We start from the raw sequence: 23,211 nt of genomic DNA, 5'->3' as shown, positions 1-23,211 counted from the left end.
GTTAACAAACTAATGAATCAGAACTTTATCCATACCTATGTCTCTGTAGATTGTGTTGTCTTTGGATTTGACCATGAAAACCGGTTGAATATCTTATTAGTACAACGCCATGTTGATGATGTACCACTGGAAAAACAGATCAAACTTCCCGGAAGTTTAATTTTTAGTGATGAAGATGTAGATGATGCTGCACAAAGAGTACTTCACGAACTTACGGGAATTAAAAAAATGGTTCTAAAACAGTTCAAATGCTTTGCAGATCCTATGAGAGCAAGCAACGTGCATGATATCAAATGGATGGATCAGGAATATAAGCATCATATAGACAGGATCATTACGGTGGCCTATCTTTCCCTTTGTAAAATAGATCACAAGATCAACAGTACAAAATATGATACCGTAGACTGGTATCCTATTGATGAGGTTCCGGTACTGCCATTTGACCATAATAAAATTATCAGTGAATCTTTCATGGAGATCAGAAAATGGATTGAATCTGATTTCTCCATTATTTTTGAGCTGCTGCCCAAAAGATTCACCATAAGACAGCTTTATCAGCTATACAGCGCTTTAAGCGAAAAAAATATTGATATTAAGAATTTCCATAAAAAAATATCTTCATTTCCCTATATTGTTCCTTTGGACGAAATTCAGAAGGATGTATCACACCGCGCCGCAAGGTATTACAGGTTTGATGCTAAAATTTACAAGAAAAACAATACAAAACTTATCAAATAACCTTTTTTTAAAATTATGTACTTACTAGGCTATGACATTGGCAGTTCTTCTGTGAAAGTGTGTCTCATAGAGGCATCCAGTGGAAAAGTGATTGCTTCTGAATTTTCTCCCAAAAAAGAAATGAAAATCACTGCTATAAATCCAGGATGGGCAGAACAAAACCCTGTGGACTGGTGGACCAATCTGAAGTTGGCGCATGAAGCTGTTATGCATGAATCTGGTGTACATGCTGAAGATATTAAAGGAATCGGAATTACCTGGCAGATGCATGGGTTGATTCTGGTAGATAAAGATCAGAACCTCTTAAGACCTTCAATTATCTGGTGCGACAGCCGTGCTGTGTCTTATGGAGAAAAAGCTTTCAAAACCATTGGTGAAGAAAAATGTCTCTCACATCTTTTAAATTCACCGGGGAACTTTACGGCATCAAAACTTGCCTGGGTAAAAGAAAACGAACCTGAAATTTTCGAAAAGATAGACAAAATAATGCTTCCCGGAGATTATATTGCCATGAGACTCTCTGGGCAGATAGGAATGACCATCGAAGGATTATCAGAAGGAATATTCTGGGATTTTAAGAACAACTGTATCTCGGAAGATATCATTAACCACTATGGAATTCCTAAAAGTTTTTTCCCGGAAATTGTCCCTACATTCGGTATTCAGGCAACCGTTTCAAGGGCAGCAGCGGAAGAATTAGGCTTAAAGGAAGGTACACCTATTTCTTACAGAGCAGGAGACCAGCCCAACAATGCGCTTTCCCTGAATGTCTTTAACCCTGGAGAAATTGCCTCTACAGCAGGAACTTCCGGAGTGGTATATGGTGTTTTGGACCAGCTGGAATATGATAAGTTATCAAGGGTAAATACTTTTGCCCATGTCAATTATACACCGGAAAAGATCAGACTGGGTGTTTTACTGTGTATCAATGGAACAGGTATTTTAAATTCCTGGCTGAAGCATAATTTTGCAACCTCTCTTTCTTCTTACGGTGATATGAATGATATGGCTTCACTTTCACCTATTGGTTCAAAAGGATTAAGTATTATTCCTTTCGGAAACGGTGCTGAAAGAGTGCTTGAAAATAAAGATACAAGCTGCTCTATTCACGGAATTAATTTTAATATACATTCTAAAGGAGATATTCTGCGTGCAGCACAGGAAGGTATTGTATTCTCCTACGAATACGGAATGGATATCATGAGAAATATCGGAATGGATATCCAGGTGATCCGGGCAGGAAATGCCAATATGTTTTTAAGTTCAATATTTCGCCAGTCACTGTCCAGTGTGAGCAATGCGGTTATTGAACTTTATGATACCGATGGAGCGGTAGGAGCGGCTAGGGCTGCCGGAATGGGAATAGGATTTTATTCAGATTCCAGAGAAGCATTTTCATCACTTGAAAAAATAGCGGTAATAGAGCCGGAACACGAAAAACAAGAACAATATTTAGAAGCCTATGCCAGATGGAAACATCATCTTAAAGAAATAATCTAGGACAATTACAACAGTTTTTTTATCCGCTTACTGACTTTTAAGAATCAGTGAGAAGGGTATCTCTACGCAAAAATTAAAAAAAATAAATTAAAAATAATCAAATAAATATGAACACTTTAACAGGTACAAAAGAGTTTTTTACAGGTATTGAAAAAATTAAGTTTGAAGGCAAGGAAAGTAGGAACCCGTTGGCGTTCCGCTATTATGATGCGGAAAAGATCGTGATGGGAAAACCTATGAAAGACTGGACCAGATTTGCAATGGCATGGTGGCATACCTTATGTGCCAACGGAAGCGATCCTTTCGGAGGTCCTACCATTCACCACCCATGGGATATCGGAAACGATCCGGTAACAAGAGCAATGCACAAAATGGATGCAGGTTTCGAATTCATGTCTAAAATGGGATTCAATTATTACTGCTTCCATGATATTGATCTTGTAGACCCTGCCAGCAACTGGAAGGACTACGAGAAAAATATGCAGACTATCGTGGAATACGCCAAACAAAAGCAGCAGGAAACAGGAATTAAGCTTTTATGGGGGACAGCCAATGTTTTCACTCATGAAAGATATATGAACGGTGCTTCTACCAATCCAAATTTTGATGTAGTAGCCTGTGCAGGAACTCAGGTGAAAAACTCAATAGATGCAACGATAGCGCTTGGTGGTGAAAATTATGTCTTCTGGGGTGGAAGAGAAGGATATATGAGCCTTTTGAACACAGACATGAAGCGTGAAAAAGATCACCTTGCGCGTTTCCTTTCCATGTCAAGAGACTATGCCCGCCAGCAGGGCTTTAAAGGAACTTTCCTGATCGAGCCAAAACCGATGGAGCCTACCAAACATCAGTACGATTATGATTCTGAAACAGTAATCGGATTCCTTAGACATTACGGATTAGACAAAGATTTCAAATTGAATATCGAAGTGAATCACGCTACATTGGCAGGCCATACATTCGAACATGAGCTTCAGGTTGCAGTTGATGCAGGACTTTTAGGAAGTATTGATGCCAACAGGGGAGATTATCAGAACGGATGGGATACAGACCAATTCCCGATCGATTATTATGATATGGTTCAGGCATGGCTTGTTCTGCTTCCGACAGGAGGTCTGGGAACAGGAGGAGTGAACTTTGATGCTAAAATCAGAAGGAATTCTATTGATGCTGAAGATTTATTCATTTCTCACATTTCGGGAATGGATGTTTTTGCTAAAGGTCTTCTGGCAGCGGCTGATATTCTTGAAAATTCGGATTACAAAAAACTGAGAACAGACCGCTACGCTTCTTTTGATAAAGGAAACGGGAAAGCATTCGAGGAAGGTACTCTTACATTGGAAGATCTTCAGAGAATTGCTCACGAAATCGGCGAACCACAGCCAAAAAGCGGAAAACAGGAATTGTTTGAAGCTATCGTGAATATGCATATATAATAAAAAAATAAAAGGCTCATAAACACTAAGGATTTTATAAACTATAATTATTAAACAGCCTTTTATTCAACAACTAATACTAAAATAATAATTATGAACCGATTTTATTTCAATAAAAGCAATAGAGCAGCACTGTTTTTTGCAATGACTCTGTTGCCTTGCGGCATAGCATATTCACAGGTTAAGAAAGATACAGTAGCTAAAGAAAATAAAATAGATGAAGTTGTTGTGATAGGATATGGAACCCAGAGAAAAGAAGCTGTGACAGGTTCTGTAGCCACTGTAAAAGGAGATGCCCTGCGTGAAGTACCTTCTGCCAATATTACCCAGGCATTACAAGGAAGGACAGCAGGGGTAGATATCTCACAGACATCTACAAAACCGGGTGCTGCCATGCAGATTCGTATCAGGGGAACACGATCTCTTACAGGAGATAATAACCCGCTGATTGTATTGGATGGTATTCCCTTCGTAGGATCACTGGGAGATATAAGCTCTAGTGACATCAAAAGTATTGATATCCTCAAAGATGCTTCTGCTACAGCCATTTATGGATCAAGAGGAGCAAACGGTGTTATCCTTGTTACCACCAACAGAGGGGCAAAAGGACAGAGACCTAAATTCAGTTATAACACCTTTACAGGAGTTCAGACCTTATTTTCAAAATACCCGATGATGGATGGTCCTAAATTTGCGCAGTTGCGTGCTTATGCCATTCCAGCAGGAAATACAACACCTTTGTATTCCAACGGGGCAGATGAAAATAGCAGTGTTAATACAGACTGGCAAAGTTTGTATTATAAACCTGCCATGATGACCAGTCATGATATTGGCGTATCAGGAGGAACAGAAGGTGGAAATTATAATGTAGGCTTGTCATACTTCAAGCAAAATGCATTAATCCCTATTCAAAGTTATGAAAGATTTGCTCTTCGTATGGCGATTGATCAGCAGGTGGGATCTATCTTTAAGTTCGGTTTCACTACCAATACAAACTATTCCGTTTCTGAAGGAAATGGGGTAAACCCGGGAGCTGTTTTAGGATATTCTCCTATTGCTAATCCTTACAATGCAGACGGAACTCCGAAAAGAGTAATGAGTACAGCTGGCGGTATCGATCAGACATGGATTTATACAAGAGGGAGCCTGGGGAATTTGGGAGATAAATATATTGATGAGACTAAGGCCTTCGCATCCTATAACAATCTTTACGGGGAAGCCAGCCTTCCGATCAAAGGATTAAAGTACAGATTAAATGTAGGGTTGGATTACCGTACTTCAAACAGCGGAAATTACTCCGGTGTAGGAGTCTTTAATACGAATCCTCTAGGTCCTTCCGCAGCCGGAAGAGGGAATAACCAGACCTACCACTGGGTGTTGGAAAACCTTTTAACGTTTGACCGTACATTTGGTAAGCATAAAGTAAATGCTGTAGCACTTTATTCAGCAGAACAGAATAAGTATACAAGCTCATACATGAGTGCAAAGAATGTTCCGGCAGACTTTTTCCAGTATTATAACTTAGGACAGTCGCCTCAGGCTGATATTACCGTACGACCTGAAGACCAGGTGTACTGGAAAACAGGCCTGCTTTCAGCGATGGGAAGAATCATGTATACGTATGATAACAGGTATATGCTTACGGCGACACTTCGTGCTGACGGATCTTCAAGGCTTGCTCCGGGAAACAAGTGGCACACCTATCCCGCATTATCACTAGGATGGAATGTTACCAATGAATCTTTCATGCAGAATATCAAAGTGATTAATCTCCTTAAATTCAGAGCCGGATGGGGACAGACTTCCAATCAGGCAGTGGATCCATATTCTACGATGGGAAGATTTAACGTAGCTCCTTATAACTACGGAAGTGCTGGAAGTACAGGGATATATGGAAATCAGCCGCCTAACCCAAGCCTGGGATGGGAATATTCAAAAACACAAAACTACGGAGTAGATTTCGGGATTTTGAACAACCGCCTTACGGGGAGTGTGGAGTATTACAAAACCCATACCTATGACCTGTTAACACAGAAAAGCCTTCCGGCATCAAGCGGATGGTCTTCCATTGTTTCCAATGTAGCAGAAACAGAAAATAAAGGAGTTGAAGTTTCTTTAAACGGGGTTATTTTTGATAATCCGGATGGATTTACATGGGAAGCAGGAGTTAATTTCTATACCAATAAAAACAAAATTTTATCGCTTGCATCAGGAACAGAACGTGACATCAATAACTCATGGTTTGTAGGGCATAATATCAATTCATTATACGATTATCAGTACATCGGTCTTTGGCAGGCAGGCGATCCTTACCAGAATATTCTGGAACCGGGTACTGCTGCAGATGTTGTAGGATCTATCAAAGTTCTTTACACCGGAGGTTATAATGCTGACGGAACACCGGTAAGAGCAATTGGACCCGATGACAGACAGATTTTTGATACGGCTCCGAAATTCCAGGGAGGATTTAATATGCGCTTTGCTTACAAAAATTTTGAACTGAGCACAGTCGGAGCTTTCCAGCATGGGGGAATTTTGGTAAGTACCATTTATGGATCTGCAAGTTATCTTAACCGATTAACGGGAAGAGGGAATAACGTAGATGTAGACTACTGGACAGAAGACAATACAGGAGCTTATTTTCCACGTCCGGGGCGCCATCTGAGTGGTGATAATCCGAAGTATTCTTCTACTTTAGCTATGTTTGATGCTTCTTATCTTAAGCTTCGTACCATTACCTTAGGATATAATTTTAACAAAGATTTTTTAAAGGATCTGAAAATTACCAGCTTAAGAATTTACTTCACCGTAACTAATCCTGTTGTACTATTCTCACCGTATCATAAGTTCTCAGGGATGGATCCGGAACCGAACTCTTTCGGAAATGAAAACCAGGCGGTAAGCGGATATCAGAGCCGCCAGCTTGTTATAGGAACCAATAACCCTTCCACAAGAAATTACTTAATGGGACTTAACTTAACCTTTTAAAACTGTATTGTCATGATAAATTTTAATAAAAAACTGTTATTAGGAGCAATCTTTTTATCCTTAACATTTACAGGTTGTAATGAAATTCTTGATGAACAGCCAAGATCAATATATACCGCTGATTATTTTAATACACCGGATGGTGTTAATCAGGGATTTACGGCTTTATACAGGCAGATGAGATTACTGTACGGCAATGGCTACTTTATGAGCAATTGTCAGAACGGAACTGACGAATCTACCTGGGCACAGAGTGCTGACGGTAACTTTAAGGAATTAGATATGTCCGGAAACGGTATCATCAATTCCAATACCTTTCCTACAAGTATGGTCTGGAACTCTGTATTCCCGTATATCAATACTGCCAACGGAATTATTGAAAAAGGACCAGGATTCGGAATCGCAGAATCTATGATCTCTGAAGCCCGTTTCTTCCGCGGTTTTTACTATTTCATGCTTGTACAAACGTATGGAGGAGTTCCACTGGATTTAGGAACAGGAGAACTGAAATATAACACTTTGCCTTCCACCTCTTCCGTAAGAAATACCGTACCGGAAGTATACACAAAAACTGTTTTTGCTGACCTTAAAAAAGCAATAGAAAATCTGCCGGCATCACCAAGGGTAACCGGAGGTGTCACTAAAAATGTAGCAAGACTAATGCTTGCCAAAGCCTATCTTACTTACGGATGGTGGCTGCAGAATCCAAACGGAATTCCAACGTATCCTGAAACAGCAAGAACTGACCCGGACGGACACAATGCCCAATGGTATTTTCAGCAGGCTTATGATATTGCCTTGGAAGGAATCAACAATCCCGGTACTTATGCGCTTCAGCCTACCTTCTATGATGTGAATGTAGGTTCAAATGACAGAAATACCGAATCGATGTTGTATGCAGATCATACTCAGTCGAGCACATACTATAACGAAAGTGATCCTGTAGGATTCGGGTCAGGCTGGGCTCCGGACAATTTTGCAGCATGGATGCAGACCTGGAACTATACTGCCATCAAAAGTAGTAGAACAACAGCATGGTTAGGAGCAGACATTGTTAGCCCCGTACAGAGAGAAGCATCACAGCCTTTGGGACGTCCTTGGGTTCGTATGTGTCCTACCTTGGGAGTTATTAAAAATACTTTTGCAGATAAAACCAACGATTCCCGTTATGACGGAACTTTTGTAACCACTTACAGAGGAAACTGGAACAAGAATGGAACGGGATTAACTACAGTTCCCGTACTTTATAATGCCAATAATCTGCCTGTACAACCAGGAGGTGCTATTTTAAGCTTCCTTAATGATGACAGCCAGACTCCTTCTTATCCTACGGGAGCAGGGCAAAGTGGTGTGGGAGCAGGAACTCTGTCAGGAAGAGCAGACTGGGTCATTGCACCGAACGGAATCAGCAGAATTGTATATCCGGGTCTTTGGAAAATAGGAACTTACCGTACCGATGATCCAAATGGCTTAGGATATCCGAATGCAGGATTAACACGTCCTTTCAGCGTTGCCAAATTCTCAGAATTCTATTTTATTGCCGCAGAAGCATCTGTAAAAGGGGCTTCAGGAGCTATGACAGCCAGAGATCTTATCAACGTCATCCGTGCCCGTGCCGGAAAATGGAAGTTCAATAATGCACAGAATACCGCTTATGTAGCAGATAACAGTGCCGCAATGACTGCTGCTACGCCATCTGTAATTACCATTGATTATATCCTTGCAGAAAGATCCCGTGAATATTACGGAGAATTCTACAGATGGTATGATCTGGTACGTACACAGAAGTGGGGAGATTATGCGGCAAGTTATCAGATTGGAGGAGCTTCTTATGGAGATCATGCTCCGCAAACGGTTACTAGAACGATAAAACCATTTCATTATCTGAGACCGATTCCTCAGAACCAGATCGATGCCATGGAAGTATCGGCAGATATTAAAGCAAAATATCAGAATCCGGGATACAATTAATTTCATTCTACATTCATATCGGTAACAGAGTAGGTGTGAAAAGCACCTGCTTTGTTTATCTGAATTAAATTTTAAAACTATGGAAAAAACTTGGCGTTGGTTTGGCAAAAAAGACAAAATAGCACTCAGCATACTTCGTCAAATAGGAGTAGAAGGAATTGTTTCTGCCCTGCACGATATCCCAAACGGAGAAATCTGGAATTCAGAGGCCATCAATGATTATAAAAACTATATAGAAAGCCACGGACTTCGCTGGTCTGTTGTGGAAAGTCTTCCCGTAAGCGAAGCCATCAAATACGGAGGTGAAGACCGTGACTCTTTAATAGAAAATTATATCATAAGCCTTGAAAATCTTGGTAAAGCAGGAGTTACAACAGTTTGCTACAACTTTATGCCCGTTCTCGACTGGGCACGCACCGACCTCTTTCACGAATGGGAAGACGGTTCTTCATCACTTTATTTTGACAAAGCCAAGTTTGCGTACTTCGAAATTCATATCCTTCAAAGAAAGGAAGCAGAAAACGATTACAACTCAGAAATCCTTCAAAAAGTAAAAGAATTAAAAAATACCTTAACAGAAAAAGATAACAATGACCTGATAGATTCAGTTATTGTAAAAACACAGGGATTCGTGAACGGAAATATCAAAGAAGGTGAATTGAATCCTGTAGAAAAATTCAAAAGTTTACTGGCATTGTATGATGGGATCGATAAAGACAGACTTCGTCAGAATATGAAATATTTCCTTGAAAAAATAATGCCTGTCTGTGAAAAATGGAATATTCAGATGTGTGTACATCCTGATGATCCGCCGTTTTCATTATTGGGCTTGCCAAGGATCGTAACCAATGAAGAAGATATTGACTGGCTTCTGAAAGCTGTTGATAACCCTCACAACGGATTAACCTTCTGTGCCGGATCTCTAAGTGCCAACCTTCAGAATGATGTTCCGAAACTGGCGGAGAAATTTGCCCACAGAACCAAATTTGTTCACCTGAGAAGTACAAATGTCTGTGAAAACGGTGACTTCATCGAGGCTCATCACCTTGGAGGAAGAGGAAAGCTCATTGAAGTGATCCGTGTATTTGAAAAAGAAAATCCTGATCTTCCGATGAGAATTGACCATGGTAGGCTTTTAACAGAAGATGTTGACAAAGGTTATAATCCAGGCTATTCATTTTTAGGAAGAATGCTGGCATTGGGCCAGATAGAAGGAGTAATGGCCGCAGTACAGTCGGAATTACAAAAAAATTAATCTGCGTTTGTAATAAATAATAAAAAGTAAAATGAAAGACCTGTTTAGTATTGAAAACAAAGTAGCAGTCATCACAGGGGCTTCGGGCGTTTTGGGAGGCAGCCTTGCCAAAAGTTTTATAGAGGCCGGAGCAAAAGTTGTGGCTCTGGGAAGGAACCAGGAAACATTGGAAGCCCGGGTAAAAGAACTGACAGATTTGGGCGGGGATGCACTTGCTGTAGAAGCCAATGTGATGGATATTGAAAGCCTTGAAGCCGCTTACTTGACAATAAAAGAAAAGTATGGCCGCATTGATATTCTGCTCAATATAGCGGGTGGAAATATTCCGTCAGCAACCTTATCACCCGAACAGTCATTTTTTGATATGGATATGAAAGGATGGGCTGAGGTTACCGATCTCAATATCAACGGGACAGTTTACCCCAGCTATGTTTTCGGAAAAGTAATGGCGGAGAAGGGAAGCGGAAACATTATTAATATTTCTTCCATGGCTGCCTATTCAGCAATTACAAGAGTAGCCGGATATTCTGCCGCCAAATCAGCAATCACCAATTTTACCCAGTGGCTGGCCACTGATCTGGCATTGAAATTTGGAGATAAAATACGCGTTAATGCCGTGGCTCCCGGATTTTTCATTGGAGATCAGAACCGTGCTATTCTGTTGAATCCGGACGGAAGCTTAACCGAAAGAAGTAAAAAAGTAATGGCGAAAACACCCATGCAGAGATTTGGAGATGTAGAAGAACTGAATGGGGTTGTACAGTTTCTGTGTTCCGATGCAGCAAGCTTCATCACAGGAGCATTGATTCCTGTTGACGGAGGTTTTAGCGCATTCAGCGGAGTATAAAAAGCTAATTTCTTCATATCATCAAACAGGACCTTAGTGGTTTCATTAAGGGTTCTGTTTTTAAAATGCCGGCTTTCATGAAGTCAGAAATAAAAGACAATTAAAATCCAGGATTGTAACAATAAATAATGAGTAATTCCACTAAAAATAAAGACGTTTTCGGAGAATTGTTTCTGCTTGAATCAGCAAAGGCAGAGAATCTCTATTTCGGATATGCCAAAGATATGCCCGTGATCGATTATCATAATCATCTTGAACCGGATGTTATTGCTGCCAATCAAAACTTCCGTTCTCCAACCGCTATCTGGCTGGATGGGGACCATTACAAATGGAGAGCTATGAGAAATTTTGGTATTGATGAGCAGTTTATTTCAGGAAATGCTTCAGATCACGAAAAATTTATGAAATGGACAGAAGTGGTGCCTTATACCCTTCGTAACCCGCTATTTCACTGGACGCATCTGGAGCTCAAAAACCCTTTTGGAATCAGTGAATATTTATCACCCGATAATGCAGATACTTTATATCATCAGATGAATGAAAGTCTGCAGACATCTGACTTTTTACCACAATCCATCATTCAGAATTTTAAGGTACAAGCGTTGTGCACTACAGATGATCCTGCTGATGATCTGGTTCATCACAAAGCTTTAAAAAACATTGGATTTAACACAGCTGTTCTTCCGGCTTTCCGCCCTGATACCTATATTAATATCATTAATTCTGAACAATATCTTTCAGGAATTAAAAAGCTTGAAAAAGTCTGCGGATTTTCAATCACATCAGCCTCGGACCTGTTGAATGCACTTCAGTCCAGAATCAACTATTTTGTGGAAGCAGGAGCAAAAGTAGCCGATCATGGCTTTGAATATTTCCCGGATACCACAAAATGGAATCATACTCTTGAAAAAGAGTTTTCTGAATTCCTGAAAGGTAATCTTTCAATGTTTTCCGATCCGGATGCCTTATGCGGCTATTTGCTGAAAGAGCTTTGCAAAATGTATGCTGAAAAAGGCTGGGTACAGCAGTTTCATGTAGGAGCAACCCGAAACAACAATTCAGAAATGTTCAGAAAAATGGGCGCCAATGCAGGATATGATGCCATTGGAGAACCATATTATGCACAGCGATTGAGCGTTTTGCTGGATGCATTGAATTCAGAAGGAAAACTGGCCAAAACCATTATATACAATCTGAATCCGGCATTTAACGAGGTTTTGGCAGCTCTTGCCGGAAACTTCAATGAAGGAGGAATCAAATCCAAGGTACAGTTTGGAGCGGCCTGGTGGTTTCTTGATCAGCTCGACGGGATGACCAAACAGATGAATACACTCTCCAATATTGGTCTCATCAGCACTTTTGTCGGCATGTTAACCGATTCCCGAAGCCTGTTATCATTCTCAAGACACGATTATTTCAGAAGACTTTTGTGCAATCTGTTCGGAAGTGAAATGGAAAGAGGCCTGCTGCCTGATGATGAAAAATGGGTAGGAAAGATCATTCAGGACATCTGCTATTACAATACAAAAAATTATTTTGAAATTTAATACTATGCAGGACTCGAAGAAAATACTATGTTTCGGGGAACTGCTTCTCCACTTTGCCCCGGATTCCGAAGGAAACTGGCTCAATGATCAGTCTCTGAAGATGTATATTGGCGGCGCTGAATACAATGTCGCGGCAGCACTTTCCCAGTGGAAGAATTCTGTGAAACTGTTATCAGCATTACCGGAGAATTTTGTAGGAAATCACCTCGAATTACAGCTTAAAAATAAAGGAATAGAAGTTCTTGCAGAAAAAACTCAAGGGAGAATAGGAACATTTTACCTTTCTTCTGATGGAGATATGCAGAACGCTTCAGTGGTATACGACCGCTTTCCGTCTGTTTTTACCCAATCGGATTTTGAAAAGTTCAGTGATGATGAAATATTTTCAGAAGTAAAATGGCTGCATATCAGTACCATCACACCAGCTTTGAGTGACAATGCATTTCGCAAATGTTTATTGATCATGAAAGAAGCCAGAAACAGAAATATTACAGTTTCTCTGGACCTGAATTACAGAGCGTTGCTTTGGCAAAACCACAATTCTCATAAAATCAAAGAACTGATGCCATTCGTGAACGTTCTCATGGGAAATATCTGGTCTGTTGGGCAGTTCCTGAATATTCATGTTGAGTACGAGCTTAACGGAAAATTTGATGATGAAAATCTTCTGAAACAGGCTGAAAAAACAGCATTGGAAATCAGAAGGCAATTTCCGGGGGTGGAAAAAATAGCCAATACCTTCCGCTTTACAAACGGAGAAAAGGTCAATTATTTTGCCACCTTATTTGCTGGTGAACAGCTTTTGATTTCAGAAAAATATAATTCAGAGACAATTGAAGAAAGGGTAGGAAGCGGTGATTCTTTCATGGCCGCTTTGATTCATGGAATTTTAAAAGGAAATCCTGATCAGCAGATTCTTGAGGATGCGACAAAAGTGGCTTTTAAAAAGCTTTTCGTAAAAGGAGATACCATTGATGAAAGCATTAATATCGAAACATTATGAGTGAAATACTACAAAAAATAAAAGACCAGAAAATAGTTCCATTATTCTATAATGAATCATTTGAGATCTCAAGAAATATAATAAAAGCTTTATACCAAGCAGGAATCCGTGTGATAGAATATACCAACCGCGGCCATCAGGCACTGGAAAATTTCACTAAGCTGAAAGAAATTTCCCATACAGAATTTCCTGATCTTCTGTTAGGAATCGGAACGGTAAAAAACATAAAAGAAATGGATGATTATGCTTTTGCAAAAGCAGATTTTATCATTACACCAGTGATCAGTGAAGAATTGGTGAAACATGCTCTTGAAAGAAATATTCTTCTGATTCCGGGCTGTTTTACTCCTTCCGATATCAATATAGCGTATCAAAATGGGTTATCACTCGTCAAAATATTTCCGGCAGATGCTTTAGGGAAGAACTACATCAAATCTGTGAAACCTGTTTTTCCGGGAATGAATTTTATGCCAACCGGGGGGATTAATGCAGAATTTGAAGATATTATGGATTGGTTTAATGGTGGTGCAATAGCAGCAGGGTTGGGAAGCTCACTCATCGGAAAAGATAGTAATGAGGAAGAACTGACGCTGAAAACAAAAAATTTATTACAACAACTTAATCAATAACTCAATGCAGGCTCCTCAAAACCGCAATATAAGATGGTGGATGCTGTCCCTTGTCTTTCTCGCCACTACGATCAATTATCTTGACCGTCAGGTAATGGGTTTGCTGAAACCTGTGCTGGAAAAAGAATTCAGCTGGGATGAAAAAGATTACAGCTATATTGTCATGGCCTTTACGACTACGTATGCCATCGGTTATATGGCGATGGGAAGGTTTATAGATAAAGTAGGAACCAAAATCGGGTATGCCGTTTCGCTTATTGTATGGAGTTTGGCCTCCATAGGACATGGTTTTGTAAAAAGTACCATTGGATTTATTATTGCGAGAAGTACTTTGGGGATCAGTGAAGCAGGAAACTTCCCTGCCGCGATCAAATCAGTGGCTGAATGGTTTCCTAAAAAAGAAAGAGCACTGGCAACCGGAATTTTTAATTCAGGAGCAACGGTGGGAGCTATTTTAGCGCCGCTATTGGTTCCGTTCATTCTCGGACATTACGGCTGGAGGCAGACTTTTGTGTGGATTGGCGCTTTGGGCATGATTTGGATTATCCTTTGGTGGAAATTTTATGCCGTACCGGAAAAAACAAAAAATCTCAGCAAGGAAGAACTGCAGTACATTAAAAGTGATCAGGCTGAAAAAGCAGAAGAGAAAACGAAAATTCCTTTATCGGAATTACTCAAATATAAAGTAACATGGTCGTTTGCCATCGGTAAAATGTTAACCGATCCTATCTGGTATTTCTTCATGTTCTGGCTGCCGGCCTATTTCTCGGATGTATTTAAAATGGATTTAACAAAACCATCCCTTCCATTGATTATTATTTATAGTGGAACTACCATAGGGAGTATCGGCGGAGGCTATCTTTCATCATTTCTGATTAAAAAAGGCTGGGCCATCGGAAGAGCCAGAAGCATTACCATGTTATTGTTTGCTTTGATGGTAGTTCCGGTCATGTTCTCAAAATATGTAGATAATATGTGGATGATCACGATCATCATTGCCTTTGCAACAGCTGCACATCAAGGATGGGGAGCCAATCTTATGACTACGGTCGGAGATCAGTTACCCAACAATTATGTCAGTTCTGTCATTGGTTTTGGCGGAATGTTGGGCTCAGCAGCAGGAATCATTTTTCCCCTTTTTATCGGAATTGTTCTCGATGCCTTTAAAAAATCAGGAAATATCAACGGAGGCTACAATATTATATTTTTCATAGCCGGAATATCCTATGTTACAGCCTGGGGATTAATTAAAATAGTCAACCGGAAGAAAACCGCTTAAAATATATAACGATCGGTAAACGATTATAATGATAAATATAAATGCCATTTGCTGAGTATAACGCCTTGGCGAACCTCAAAAAGATAGTCGTTAAAAAATTTGCGGACTTAGCGTTAAAAACAACAACACCTATTCAAAAATATACATTTTAAAAACTATAAAAAAAGAATAACAATGAAACAGAATATAATGAATTTAGCTTTTTTCAGGAATAAAACGAATATACTTGCAGCAGCATTGCTCTCGGTGACTACTATTTCTGCCCAGACTTTCTCAGACTTCAATTACCGTGGAAATGATAAAATATACAATGATAATCCTCTTAAACCAGACGAATTTTATTCCCCGATCCTTCAAGGCTGTTATCCCGATCCCAGTATTACCAGAAAAGGCGAAGATTACTATATCGTAAACTCTTCATTTTCAATGTTTCCAGGAGTTCCTATTTTTACTTCTAGAGATCTTGTGAACTGGAAACAGGTAGGGCACGTTCTGGACAGACCTTCACAGCTTAAGGTTGAAAAATCAGGCGTTTCCCATGGAATTTATGCCCCGGACATCAAATACAATAAGCACAACGATACTTTTTATATGATCACTACCCAGTTTGCAGGTGGGATTGGAAATATGGTCGTAAAAACCAAAGATCCGGCAAAAGGATGGAGCGAAGTTCAGAAACTCAATTTTGAAGGTATTGATCCTGCTATTTTTTTTGATGATGACGGAAAAGCATATATCGTTCATAATGATGCTCCACCACAAGGTACCGAGCAGTACAACGGCCACCGTGTGATTAAGATGTGGGATTATGATCTGGAAAAAGACCAGGTAGTTCCGGGTTCGGATAAAATTATTGTAAACGGAGGGGTAGACCTTTCCCAAAAACCCATCTGGATTGAAGGGCCTCATATTTACAAAAAGAATGGCAAATATTACCTGATGTGTGCAGAAGGAGGGACCGGTGGGAATCACAGTGAAGTTATTTTTATGTCCGATTCTCCCAAAGGACCTTACGTTCCGGCTGATAATAATCCGATCCTGACGCAGCGCTATTTCCCGAAAGACCGAAAAGAAAAAGTAGACTGGGCAGGTCATGCAGATCTGGTAGAAACACCGGAAGGCCAATATTATGGAGTATTTCTGGCAATACGTCCGAACGAGAAAAACAGAGTCAACAAAGGCCGTGAAACATTCATCCTTCCAGTTGACTGGAGCGGAAAATACCCGGTTTTCCAAAACGGGCTGGTTCCGATGAAACCAAAACTGAAATTACCTGCTGGAGTTCAGAATCAAAACGGACAAAACGGATTTTTACCCAATGGAAACTTTACTTATGCTGATAAGCTGACCGATAAAAACCTTGACTACCGATGGATTGCCATGCGCGGACCCCGCGAAAGCTTTATTACGGTTACAAAAAACGGGGTGAAAGTAAACCCTTTTGCAACCAATATCAAAGCATTGGCTCCGGTTTCTGCATTGTTCCACAGATTGCAGCATGAATCTTTTGAAACTTCTGTAACCCTGGATTTTAAGCCTAAATCAGAAAAAGAGCTGGCAGGAATTACCTGTTATCAAAGTGAAACATTCAATTATGTTTTCGGAATTACGAAAAAAGATAAAGATTTCTACATCGTATTGGAAAGAACAGAAAAAGGACAATCAAAGCTGATTGCCAGCGAAAAGATTTCATTATCCAATCCGGTTAAACTGCAGGTTGTTGCCGATAAAGATGAACATAACTTTAATTATTCACTGGATGGCAGGAACTATAAAAACCTTGGCGGACCGGTTTCAGGAGATATACTTTCTACCGATGTAGCGGGAGGTTTTACAGGAAGCCTTATCGGGCTTTACAGCACCTCTTCCAATGATATTGTACCGCAATAGTATAATAGTTTGAAAGAACTGTCATTCTCAATGGAATGAAGTGAAATGAAGAATCTCTTCTTTTACTGACAGTAGAGAAAAAATATTTAGTGACAGCAATTAAGTATTTTAAATTGAAAAACTAAGCGTAAAAACCAAACATCACAGACATTTTGAAAATCAAAAAATCTTATATAGTTTCTTTATTGGGATTTATCGGGCTGAATCTTCTTTCAGCCCAGGTAAATCCTTCCGGAAAACAAAGTACAGCATTTACCAATCCTATCATTTGGGCAGATGCACCGGATTTATCCATTACCAGAAACGGAAACGATTTTTACCTGATCAGTACCACCATGCACCTGATGCCGGGAGCTCCGGTGATGCATTCCAGGGATCTGGTCCATTGGGAAATGTCCGGGTATGTTTTCGATACTTTGAATGACAACTCAAAATATGATTTATTGAACGGAACCGTTTACGGCAGAGGCCAATGGGCTTCTTCAATCCGTTATCATAAAGGGAAATATTACGTTTTATTCTCTCCGAATGATGAACCTTTCAAATCCTATTTCTATGTGACTGATGAACCTGAAAAAGGAAAATGGAAGCTGATCACCAGAACACGGCATTTTCATGATGCTTCACTGTTTTTTGATGACGATAACAGAATATATGTTTTCACTTCCAACAAAGTTTTTGAACTGAGCCCCAATTTTAAAGAAGTGATCGGAAATCCGGATGGAACTGAGGTATTTCAGAAAGATGCTTCGGAAACCGGACTTCTGGAAGGTAACCAGATCATCAAAAGAAACGGGAAATATTATATGATGATGATATCATGGCCCAAAAACGGAAAACGCCGTCAGGTAGTCTACAGGGCAGATAAAGTGACAGGTCCTTACGAGAAAAAAGTCGTTCTGGAAGACAATTTTTTAGGATTTTCTTACGCAGGTCAGGGCGCTTTGATTGATGATAAAAACGAAAACTGGTATTCTCTTATTTTTCAGGACAGAAATGGAGTGGGACGTGTTCCGCTGCTGCTTCCCGTACAATGGGAAAACGACTGGCCGGTACTGGGAGAGAACGGAAAAGTTCCTCTGAAAGGAGAAGTTCCTCTTCCGCCATTCAAAGCCAAAAATTATCTCGTGGAAAGCGATGAGTTCTCTGATAAAAAAATGAAAATTCAATGGCAATGGAATCATAATCCTGTGAATGAAGCGTGGTCTTTATCTGAAAGAAAAGGCTTTCTGAGACTGAAAACCAGCAGAGTGGTAGACAATCTGTACGCGGCTCCCAACACTTTGACCCAGAGAATGGAGGGTCCGACTTCTTCAGCAGTTATAGCAATGGACCTTAAAGGAATGAAAGATGGAGATGTAGCAGGTTTCAGTGCCTTCAACGGGGATTCCGGGATTTTGTCAGTAGTAAAAGAAGGTAAAGAAAAATTCATTGTTTTTTCAACCAATGAAGTAAGCCTGGACAGTAAAACCAAAGCGATTACAGGAGTTAAAAATGAAGAGAAAAAACGGATTCCTCTCAATTCGGATAAGGTTTTTCTCCGTATTGATGCCAATTTCAACCTCGGGAAAGATCTTGCAGACTTTTATTACAGTACCGATCAGAAGAAATGGACCGAAATGGCAAAAGACTACAAAATGATCTTTGATTACCATAGATTTTTTATGGGATCCAAATTCGCAGTTTTCAATTATGCCACTAAAAATAACGGAGGTTTCGTAGATGTTGATTTTTTTAGGATTAATGAAACAGGAAAATAATAATAGAAGCACGGAAAATCTGTGATAAATAAGTAAAAAAATAATACACACTTATTTTTTTTACTGAAATAATAAGTGTTGAAACTACAAATAAAAAATCATGAATAAGTCAGTTGTATTAGCAGTAGGTTTCATGCTGTCAGGAGTTTTTATTTCTGCACAGGCTTTTGAGAAAAAAGTACCACAGGATTTTGATATAGAAAAAAAGGAAATTCCACACGGAAAAATTGATACTATACAGTATTCTTCGGCAACGGTTCGAACTACACGTAAAGCTTTGGTATATACGCCTCCCGGATATAAAAAAGGCGCTCAATATCCCGTTCTATATCTGCTACATGGTATTGGAGGAGATGAAAAAGAGTGGTTTAAAAATGGAACTCCTCAAATTATTTTAGATAATCTGTATGCCAAAGGAAAACTTTCTCCCATGATCGTTGTACTTCCCAACGGCCGGGCGATGAAGGACGACAGGGCAACCGGAGACATCATGGCAAAGGATAAAGTAGAAGCTTTTGCAACCTTTGAAAAAGACTTGCTGAATGATCTGATCCCCTTTGTAGAAAAAAAATATCCGGTTAAAAAAAACAGAACTGACAGAGCAATTGCCGGACTTTCCATGGGTGGTGGACAGACCCTGAATTTCGGACTGGGAAATATCGATAAGTTCGCATGGGTGGGAGCCTTTTCCGCAGCTCCAAATACCAAAGAACCTCAAGTTCTTCTCCCGGATCCATCCAAAGCTAAAGATTTAAAACTTCTCTGGATCTCATGCGGAGACCAGGACAGGCTAATGCCTTTCAGTAAAATAACGAGTGACTATCTTACAGACAATAAAATTCCCCATATTTTTTATGTAGAACCGGGCGGTCACTATTTCAAAGTGTGGAAAAATGATCTGTATCTTTTCTCACAGTTGCTTTTCAAACCTGTCAATCAGGAAGAAGTTAATCGTATTCTGAAGTCACAATAAATACTGGATTAAAGTTTTAAATCCAAATTTCTATGAATATCCGTACAATCCATATAAGTTTCATTGCGCTGATAGGTTTATTTTCAATGGGAACTGCGCAGAACCCTATTATTCAGACCAATTATACTGCAGACCCGGCACCAATGGTGTACAATGACAGGCTGTATGTGTACACGACACACGATGAGGATGATTCCACCTGGTTTACCATGAACGACTGGAAAGTGTATTCCACCAATGATATGGTCAACTGGACAGATCACGGAACAATTCTCTCGTATAAAGATTTCGACTGGGCAAAACGTGATGCCTGGGCCGCACAATGTGTAGAAAGAAACGGAAAGTTTTTTTTATACGTTCCAATGTGGTCCAAAACCAATAACAAAGGCGCTGTAGGGGTTGCCGTTGGCGACAGTCCGTTTGGACCTTTTCATGATCCGCTGGGAAAACCTCTTGTTCAGAGCGAATGGGGAGATATTGATCCAACCGTTTTTGTGGATGATGACGGACAGGCTCATATGTACTGGGGAAATCCTAAATTAAAATACGTAAAGCTGAATGAAGATATGATCTCCTATTCCGGAAATATTACAGAAGTTCCGATGACAGAAGAATCATTTGGCAAAAGGGACGGAAAGCCTAACCCGGAAAGACCCACAAAATACGAGGAAGGCCCGTGGCTGTACAAAAGGAAAAACCTGTATTATCTTTTCTGGCCGGGTGGTCCGCTTCCTGAATTCATAGGATATTCTACAGGTAAAACAGCACAGGGACCATGGAAATATGGAGGAATTGTAATGCCTACTGAAGGGAAATCATTCACCAATCATCCCGGTGTTATTGATTTCCGGGGGAAAACGTATTTCTTTTATCATAATGGTGCATTGCCGGGCGGAAGCGGGTTTACAAGATCAGTAAGTCTTGAAGAGCTTACATTTAATAAAGACGGCTCCATTTCACCATTTAAAATGACTAATGGAATTACAAAAGCTATCGCAGCAGTTAACCCTTATTCGTTCAATCAGGCAGAAATGATTGCCTGGTCGGAAAATGTAAAATCCTATCAGAATAAAGAGTCTGGTGTTTTCATCAAAGCCAAGAAAAAGGGTGCCTATACCAGTGTAAAGAATGTAGATTTCCGGAAAAAAGGAGCCGCTGCCTTCTCTGCAAGAGTAGGAACTACCCATAACAGTGACGTAACAATGACCATTCATCTGGATGCTGTGAACGGCCCGGTTGCTGCAACGGTAAAGGTTCCGATGACGGGTGGAGATGACCGCTGGGAAACCGTAAAAGTTCAGCTTACTGAAAAAATTATCGGTATTCATGATGTGTACTTTGTATTCAATGGAAAAGCCTCAACAGACATTATGTATTTCGATTACTGGACCTTTCTTGAAAATAATTGAGTTATGAGAAAAAAAGTTTTATATATCGTATTCAGCCTGTTTCTGATCAGCAAAAGCTTTGCGCAGGTAGCAGAGATTGCAAGTCCGGACGGACAACTGAAGCTTCATGTTTTTTCAGAGGACGGAAAAGCATCATATAGTGTTATCCTTCAGGGAAAAGGAATGCTTGAAAAATCCCCGCTGGGCCTGGTAACCAATGAGTCCGATTTTTCAAAGGATCTGAAATTTGTGGACAGCAAAAAAGATTTCGTTTCTAAGAAATATACTAACGAAAAAATCAAAAAATCTGAGGTTCATTACAATGCGAATACTTTAACCGTTAATTTCATCAATACAGACCAGCATCAGATCAGCATCGAATTTCAGGTGAGCAACAACAATATTGCTTTTCGCTACAATATTCCACCGATGAAAGAACGGCTGAGTGTTGTGATACAGTCAGAATCCACTGGGTACAGATTTCCGTCACACACGACTACTTTTCTTTCACCTATGATGAAGCCGATGACGGGATTTGCCCGCACAGCGCCAAGTTATGAAATTGGTTATAAAGCTGATGCTGAGCTGGGAATACCATCCGATTATGGATACGTTTTCCCGGGTCTGTTCCATATCGGAAATGAAGGCTGGGTATTACTTTCCGAGACAGGAGTGAATAGTTCGTATTGTGCTTCACACCTTGAAACCACAGCAGAAAAAAGCCTATATAAAGTAGCCTATCCAAATACTGCTGAAAATAATGGTTTCGGAAGTACCGGAGCAGCTGTTTCTCTTCCCGGAAAGACGCCGTGGAGAACAATTACAGTAGGCAGCTCCCTGAAACCCATCGTAGAAACTACCATTCCTTTTGATGTGGTAGATCCGATGTATGAGCCGTCACAGGATTATCAGTTCGGAAAATCTACCTGGAGCTGGATTCTTTGGCAGGATAACAGTATGAACTATGATGATCAGGTGAAATTCATAGACCTTGCTGCTGCGCTGAATTATCAGTTTATTCTTATGGATGCGCTTTGGGATAAGAACATAGGGAAAGACCGCATGAAAGAGCTTATTCAATATGCAAAATCTAAAAATGTCGGGGTATTACTCTGGTATAATTCCAATGGGGCAGCCAATGACGCACCGATGGGACCGAGAAATAAAATGAGCTCATCCGTTGAACTGAAAAAAGAAATGAAATGGCTGAAGGAAGCAGGCGTAAAAGGGCTAAAAGTGGATTTCTTCGGAGGAGACAAACAGGAAACCATGCGTCTTTATGAAGATATTCTTTCGGATGCCAACGATTTTGGACTAACCATTATTTTCCATGGAGCTACTTTACCGAGAGGCTGGGAAGTAATGTACCCTAATTATGCAGGAAGCGAAGCCGTTCTTGCCTCAGAAATGCTCTACTTCTCAGAAGATGTACGGAAAGAGGAAGCTTTTTTTGCCACACTTCATCCTTTCATCAGAAATACGGTGGGCAGTATGGAGTTTGGGGGAACTTTCCTCAACAAATATTTAACAAAATCCAACAGGGATAAAAATAAAAGACATACCACAGATAGCTTTCAGCTGGCTACAGCAGTTCTGTTTCAGAATCCCGTTCAGATGTTTGGTGTAATGCCAAATAACCTGACCGATGCTCCGGAATTTCAGGTCAGGTTGATGAAAGAAGTTCCGACACTTTGGAATGAAACAGTTTTCATAGACGGCTATCCCGGGAAATATGCTGTAGTTGCGAGAAGACATGCGGATCAATGGTATGTGGCTGGTGTAAATGCTGAGAAGCAATCCCAAAAACTGAAAATAAAGCTTCCGATGTTTGCAGGGAAAACAGTTAGATTCATTAATGATGATGCACAGGGAAATTCATCAGAGAAAGAAGTGAAAGTGAATGCAAAAGGTGATTTTACGATTGAAATTCAGCCGAACGGAGGATTTGTATTGAAAAATTAAGGATTGATCAATATCCGGAGAGTTTGAGAAAAAACGAAAAACAGA

16 protein-coding genes are annotated in these 23,211 nt (G+C 40.1%); all 16 read left to right on the top strand.

Features of this window, described 5'->3' with window-relative positions:
* Positions 1 to 12 precede the first annotated feature (12 nt).
* Positions 13 to 738 (top strand): NUDIX hydrolase, encoded by a 726-nt coding sequence (locus AC106K_RS08115; protein ID WP_185248362.1) that lies wholly within the window; start codon positions 13 to 15, stop codon positions 736 to 738.
* A 15-nt stretch (positions 739 to 753) separates the two neighbouring features.
* Entirely contained in the window at positions 754 to 2,238 is a 1,485-nt protein-coding gene (locus tag AC106K_RS08110; protein WP_482444373.1) for a xylulokinase, read from the top strand.
* A gap of 107 nt (positions 2,239 to 2,345) precedes the next feature.
* Positions 2,346 to 3,674, top strand: coding sequence for a xylose isomerase (xylA, locus tag AC106K_RS08105; protein WP_482444371.1), 1,329 nt, complete (start codon positions 2,346 to 2,348; stop codon positions 3,672 to 3,674).
* Positions 3,675 to 3,767: 93 nt separating this feature from the next.
* On the top strand, positions 3,768 to 6,662 hold the full coding sequence (locus tag AC106K_RS08100) for a SusC/RagA family TonB-linked outer membrane protein (protein ID WP_482444369.1): 2,895 nt from the start codon (positions 3,768 to 3,770) through the stop codon (positions 6,660 to 6,662).
* Positions 6,663 to 6,674: 12 nt separating this feature from the next.
* The gene (locus AC106K_RS08095; protein WP_482444367.1) at positions 6,675 to 8,633 is read left to right on the top strand and encodes a RagB/SusD family nutrient uptake outer membrane protein; all 1,959 of its coding nucleotides are present in this window, start codon (positions 6,675 to 6,677) and stop codon (positions 8,631 to 8,633) included.
* 79 nt (positions 8,634 to 8,712) lie between these two features.
* Positions 8,713 to 9,888 carry a mannonate dehydratase gene (uxuA, locus tag AC106K_RS08090; RefSeq protein WP_482444365.1) on the top strand — a complete coding sequence of 392 codons (1,176 nt, stop codon included), beginning with the start codon at positions 8,713 to 8,715 and terminating at the stop codon, positions 9,886 to 9,888.
* A 31-nt stretch (positions 9,889 to 9,919) separates the two neighbouring features.
* A complete protein-coding gene (locus AC106K_RS08085; RefSeq protein ID WP_482444363.1) occupies positions 9,920 to 10,735 on the top strand; it encodes an SDR family oxidoreductase in 816 nt (271 codons plus the stop codon).
* A gap of 128 nt (positions 10,736 to 10,863) precedes the next feature.
* Positions 10,864 to 12,282, top strand: coding sequence for a glucuronate isomerase (uxaC, locus tag AC106K_RS08080; RefSeq protein ID WP_482444361.1), 1,419 nt, complete (start codon positions 10,864 to 10,866; stop codon positions 12,280 to 12,282).
* The gene (locus AC106K_RS08075; protein WP_482444359.1) at positions 12,272 to 13,285 is read left to right on the top strand and encodes a sugar kinase; all 1,014 of its coding nucleotides are present in this window, start codon (positions 12,272 to 12,274) and stop codon (positions 13,283 to 13,285) included. Before uxaC ends, AC106K_RS08075 begins: the two co-directional genes overlap by 11 nt.
* Positions 13,282 to 13,914, top strand: coding sequence for a bifunctional 4-hydroxy-2-oxoglutarate aldolase/2-dehydro-3-deoxy-phosphogluconate aldolase (locus AC106K_RS08070; RefSeq protein ID WP_482444357.1), 633 nt, complete (start codon positions 13,282 to 13,284; stop codon positions 13,912 to 13,914). Before AC106K_RS08075 ends, AC106K_RS08070 begins: the two co-directional genes overlap by 4 nt.
* Positions 13,915 to 13,918: 4 nt before the next feature.
* Complete coding sequence (locus AC106K_RS08065) at positions 13,919 to 15,193, top strand: MFS transporter (protein WP_482444355.1); 1,275 nt, start codon at positions 13,919 to 13,921, stop codon at positions 15,191 to 15,193.
* A gap of 174 nt (positions 15,194 to 15,367) precedes the next feature.
* Positions 15,368 to 17,083: a glycoside hydrolase family 43 protein gene (locus AC106K_RS08060; RefSeq protein ID WP_482444354.1), complete on the top strand. Its 1,716-nt coding sequence runs from the start codon at positions 15,368 to 15,370 to the stop codon at positions 17,081 to 17,083.
* Between the two features lie 152 nt (positions 17,084 to 17,235).
* Complete coding sequence (locus tag AC106K_RS08055) at positions 17,236 to 18,843, top strand: glycoside hydrolase family 43 protein (protein ID WP_482444352.1); 1,608 nt, start codon at positions 17,236 to 17,238, stop codon at positions 18,841 to 18,843.
* A 100-nt stretch (positions 18,844 to 18,943) separates the two neighbouring features.
* Positions 18,944 to 19,816: an alpha/beta hydrolase gene (locus tag AC106K_RS08050; protein ID WP_482444350.1), complete on the top strand. Its 873-nt coding sequence runs from the start codon at positions 18,944 to 18,946 to the stop codon at positions 19,814 to 19,816.
* 32 nt (positions 19,817 to 19,848) lie between these two features.
* Positions 19,849 to 21,225 (top strand): glycoside hydrolase family 43 protein, encoded by a 1,377-nt coding sequence (locus AC106K_RS08045; RefSeq protein ID WP_482444348.1) that lies wholly within the window; start codon positions 19,849 to 19,851, stop codon positions 21,223 to 21,225.
* 3 nt (positions 21,226 to 21,228) lie between these two features.
* Complete coding sequence (locus tag AC106K_RS08040) at positions 21,229 to 23,166, top strand: glycoside hydrolase family 97 protein (RefSeq protein WP_482444346.1); 1,938 nt, start codon at positions 21,229 to 21,231, stop codon at positions 23,164 to 23,166.
* Positions 23,167 to 23,211 lie beyond the last annotated feature (45 nt).

Source organism: Chryseobacterium sp. FR048, from assembly GCF_056844665.1.
Note: the sequence above shows the minus strand (reverse complement) of the source record. Positions and strands in the feature narration are given on the sequence as shown.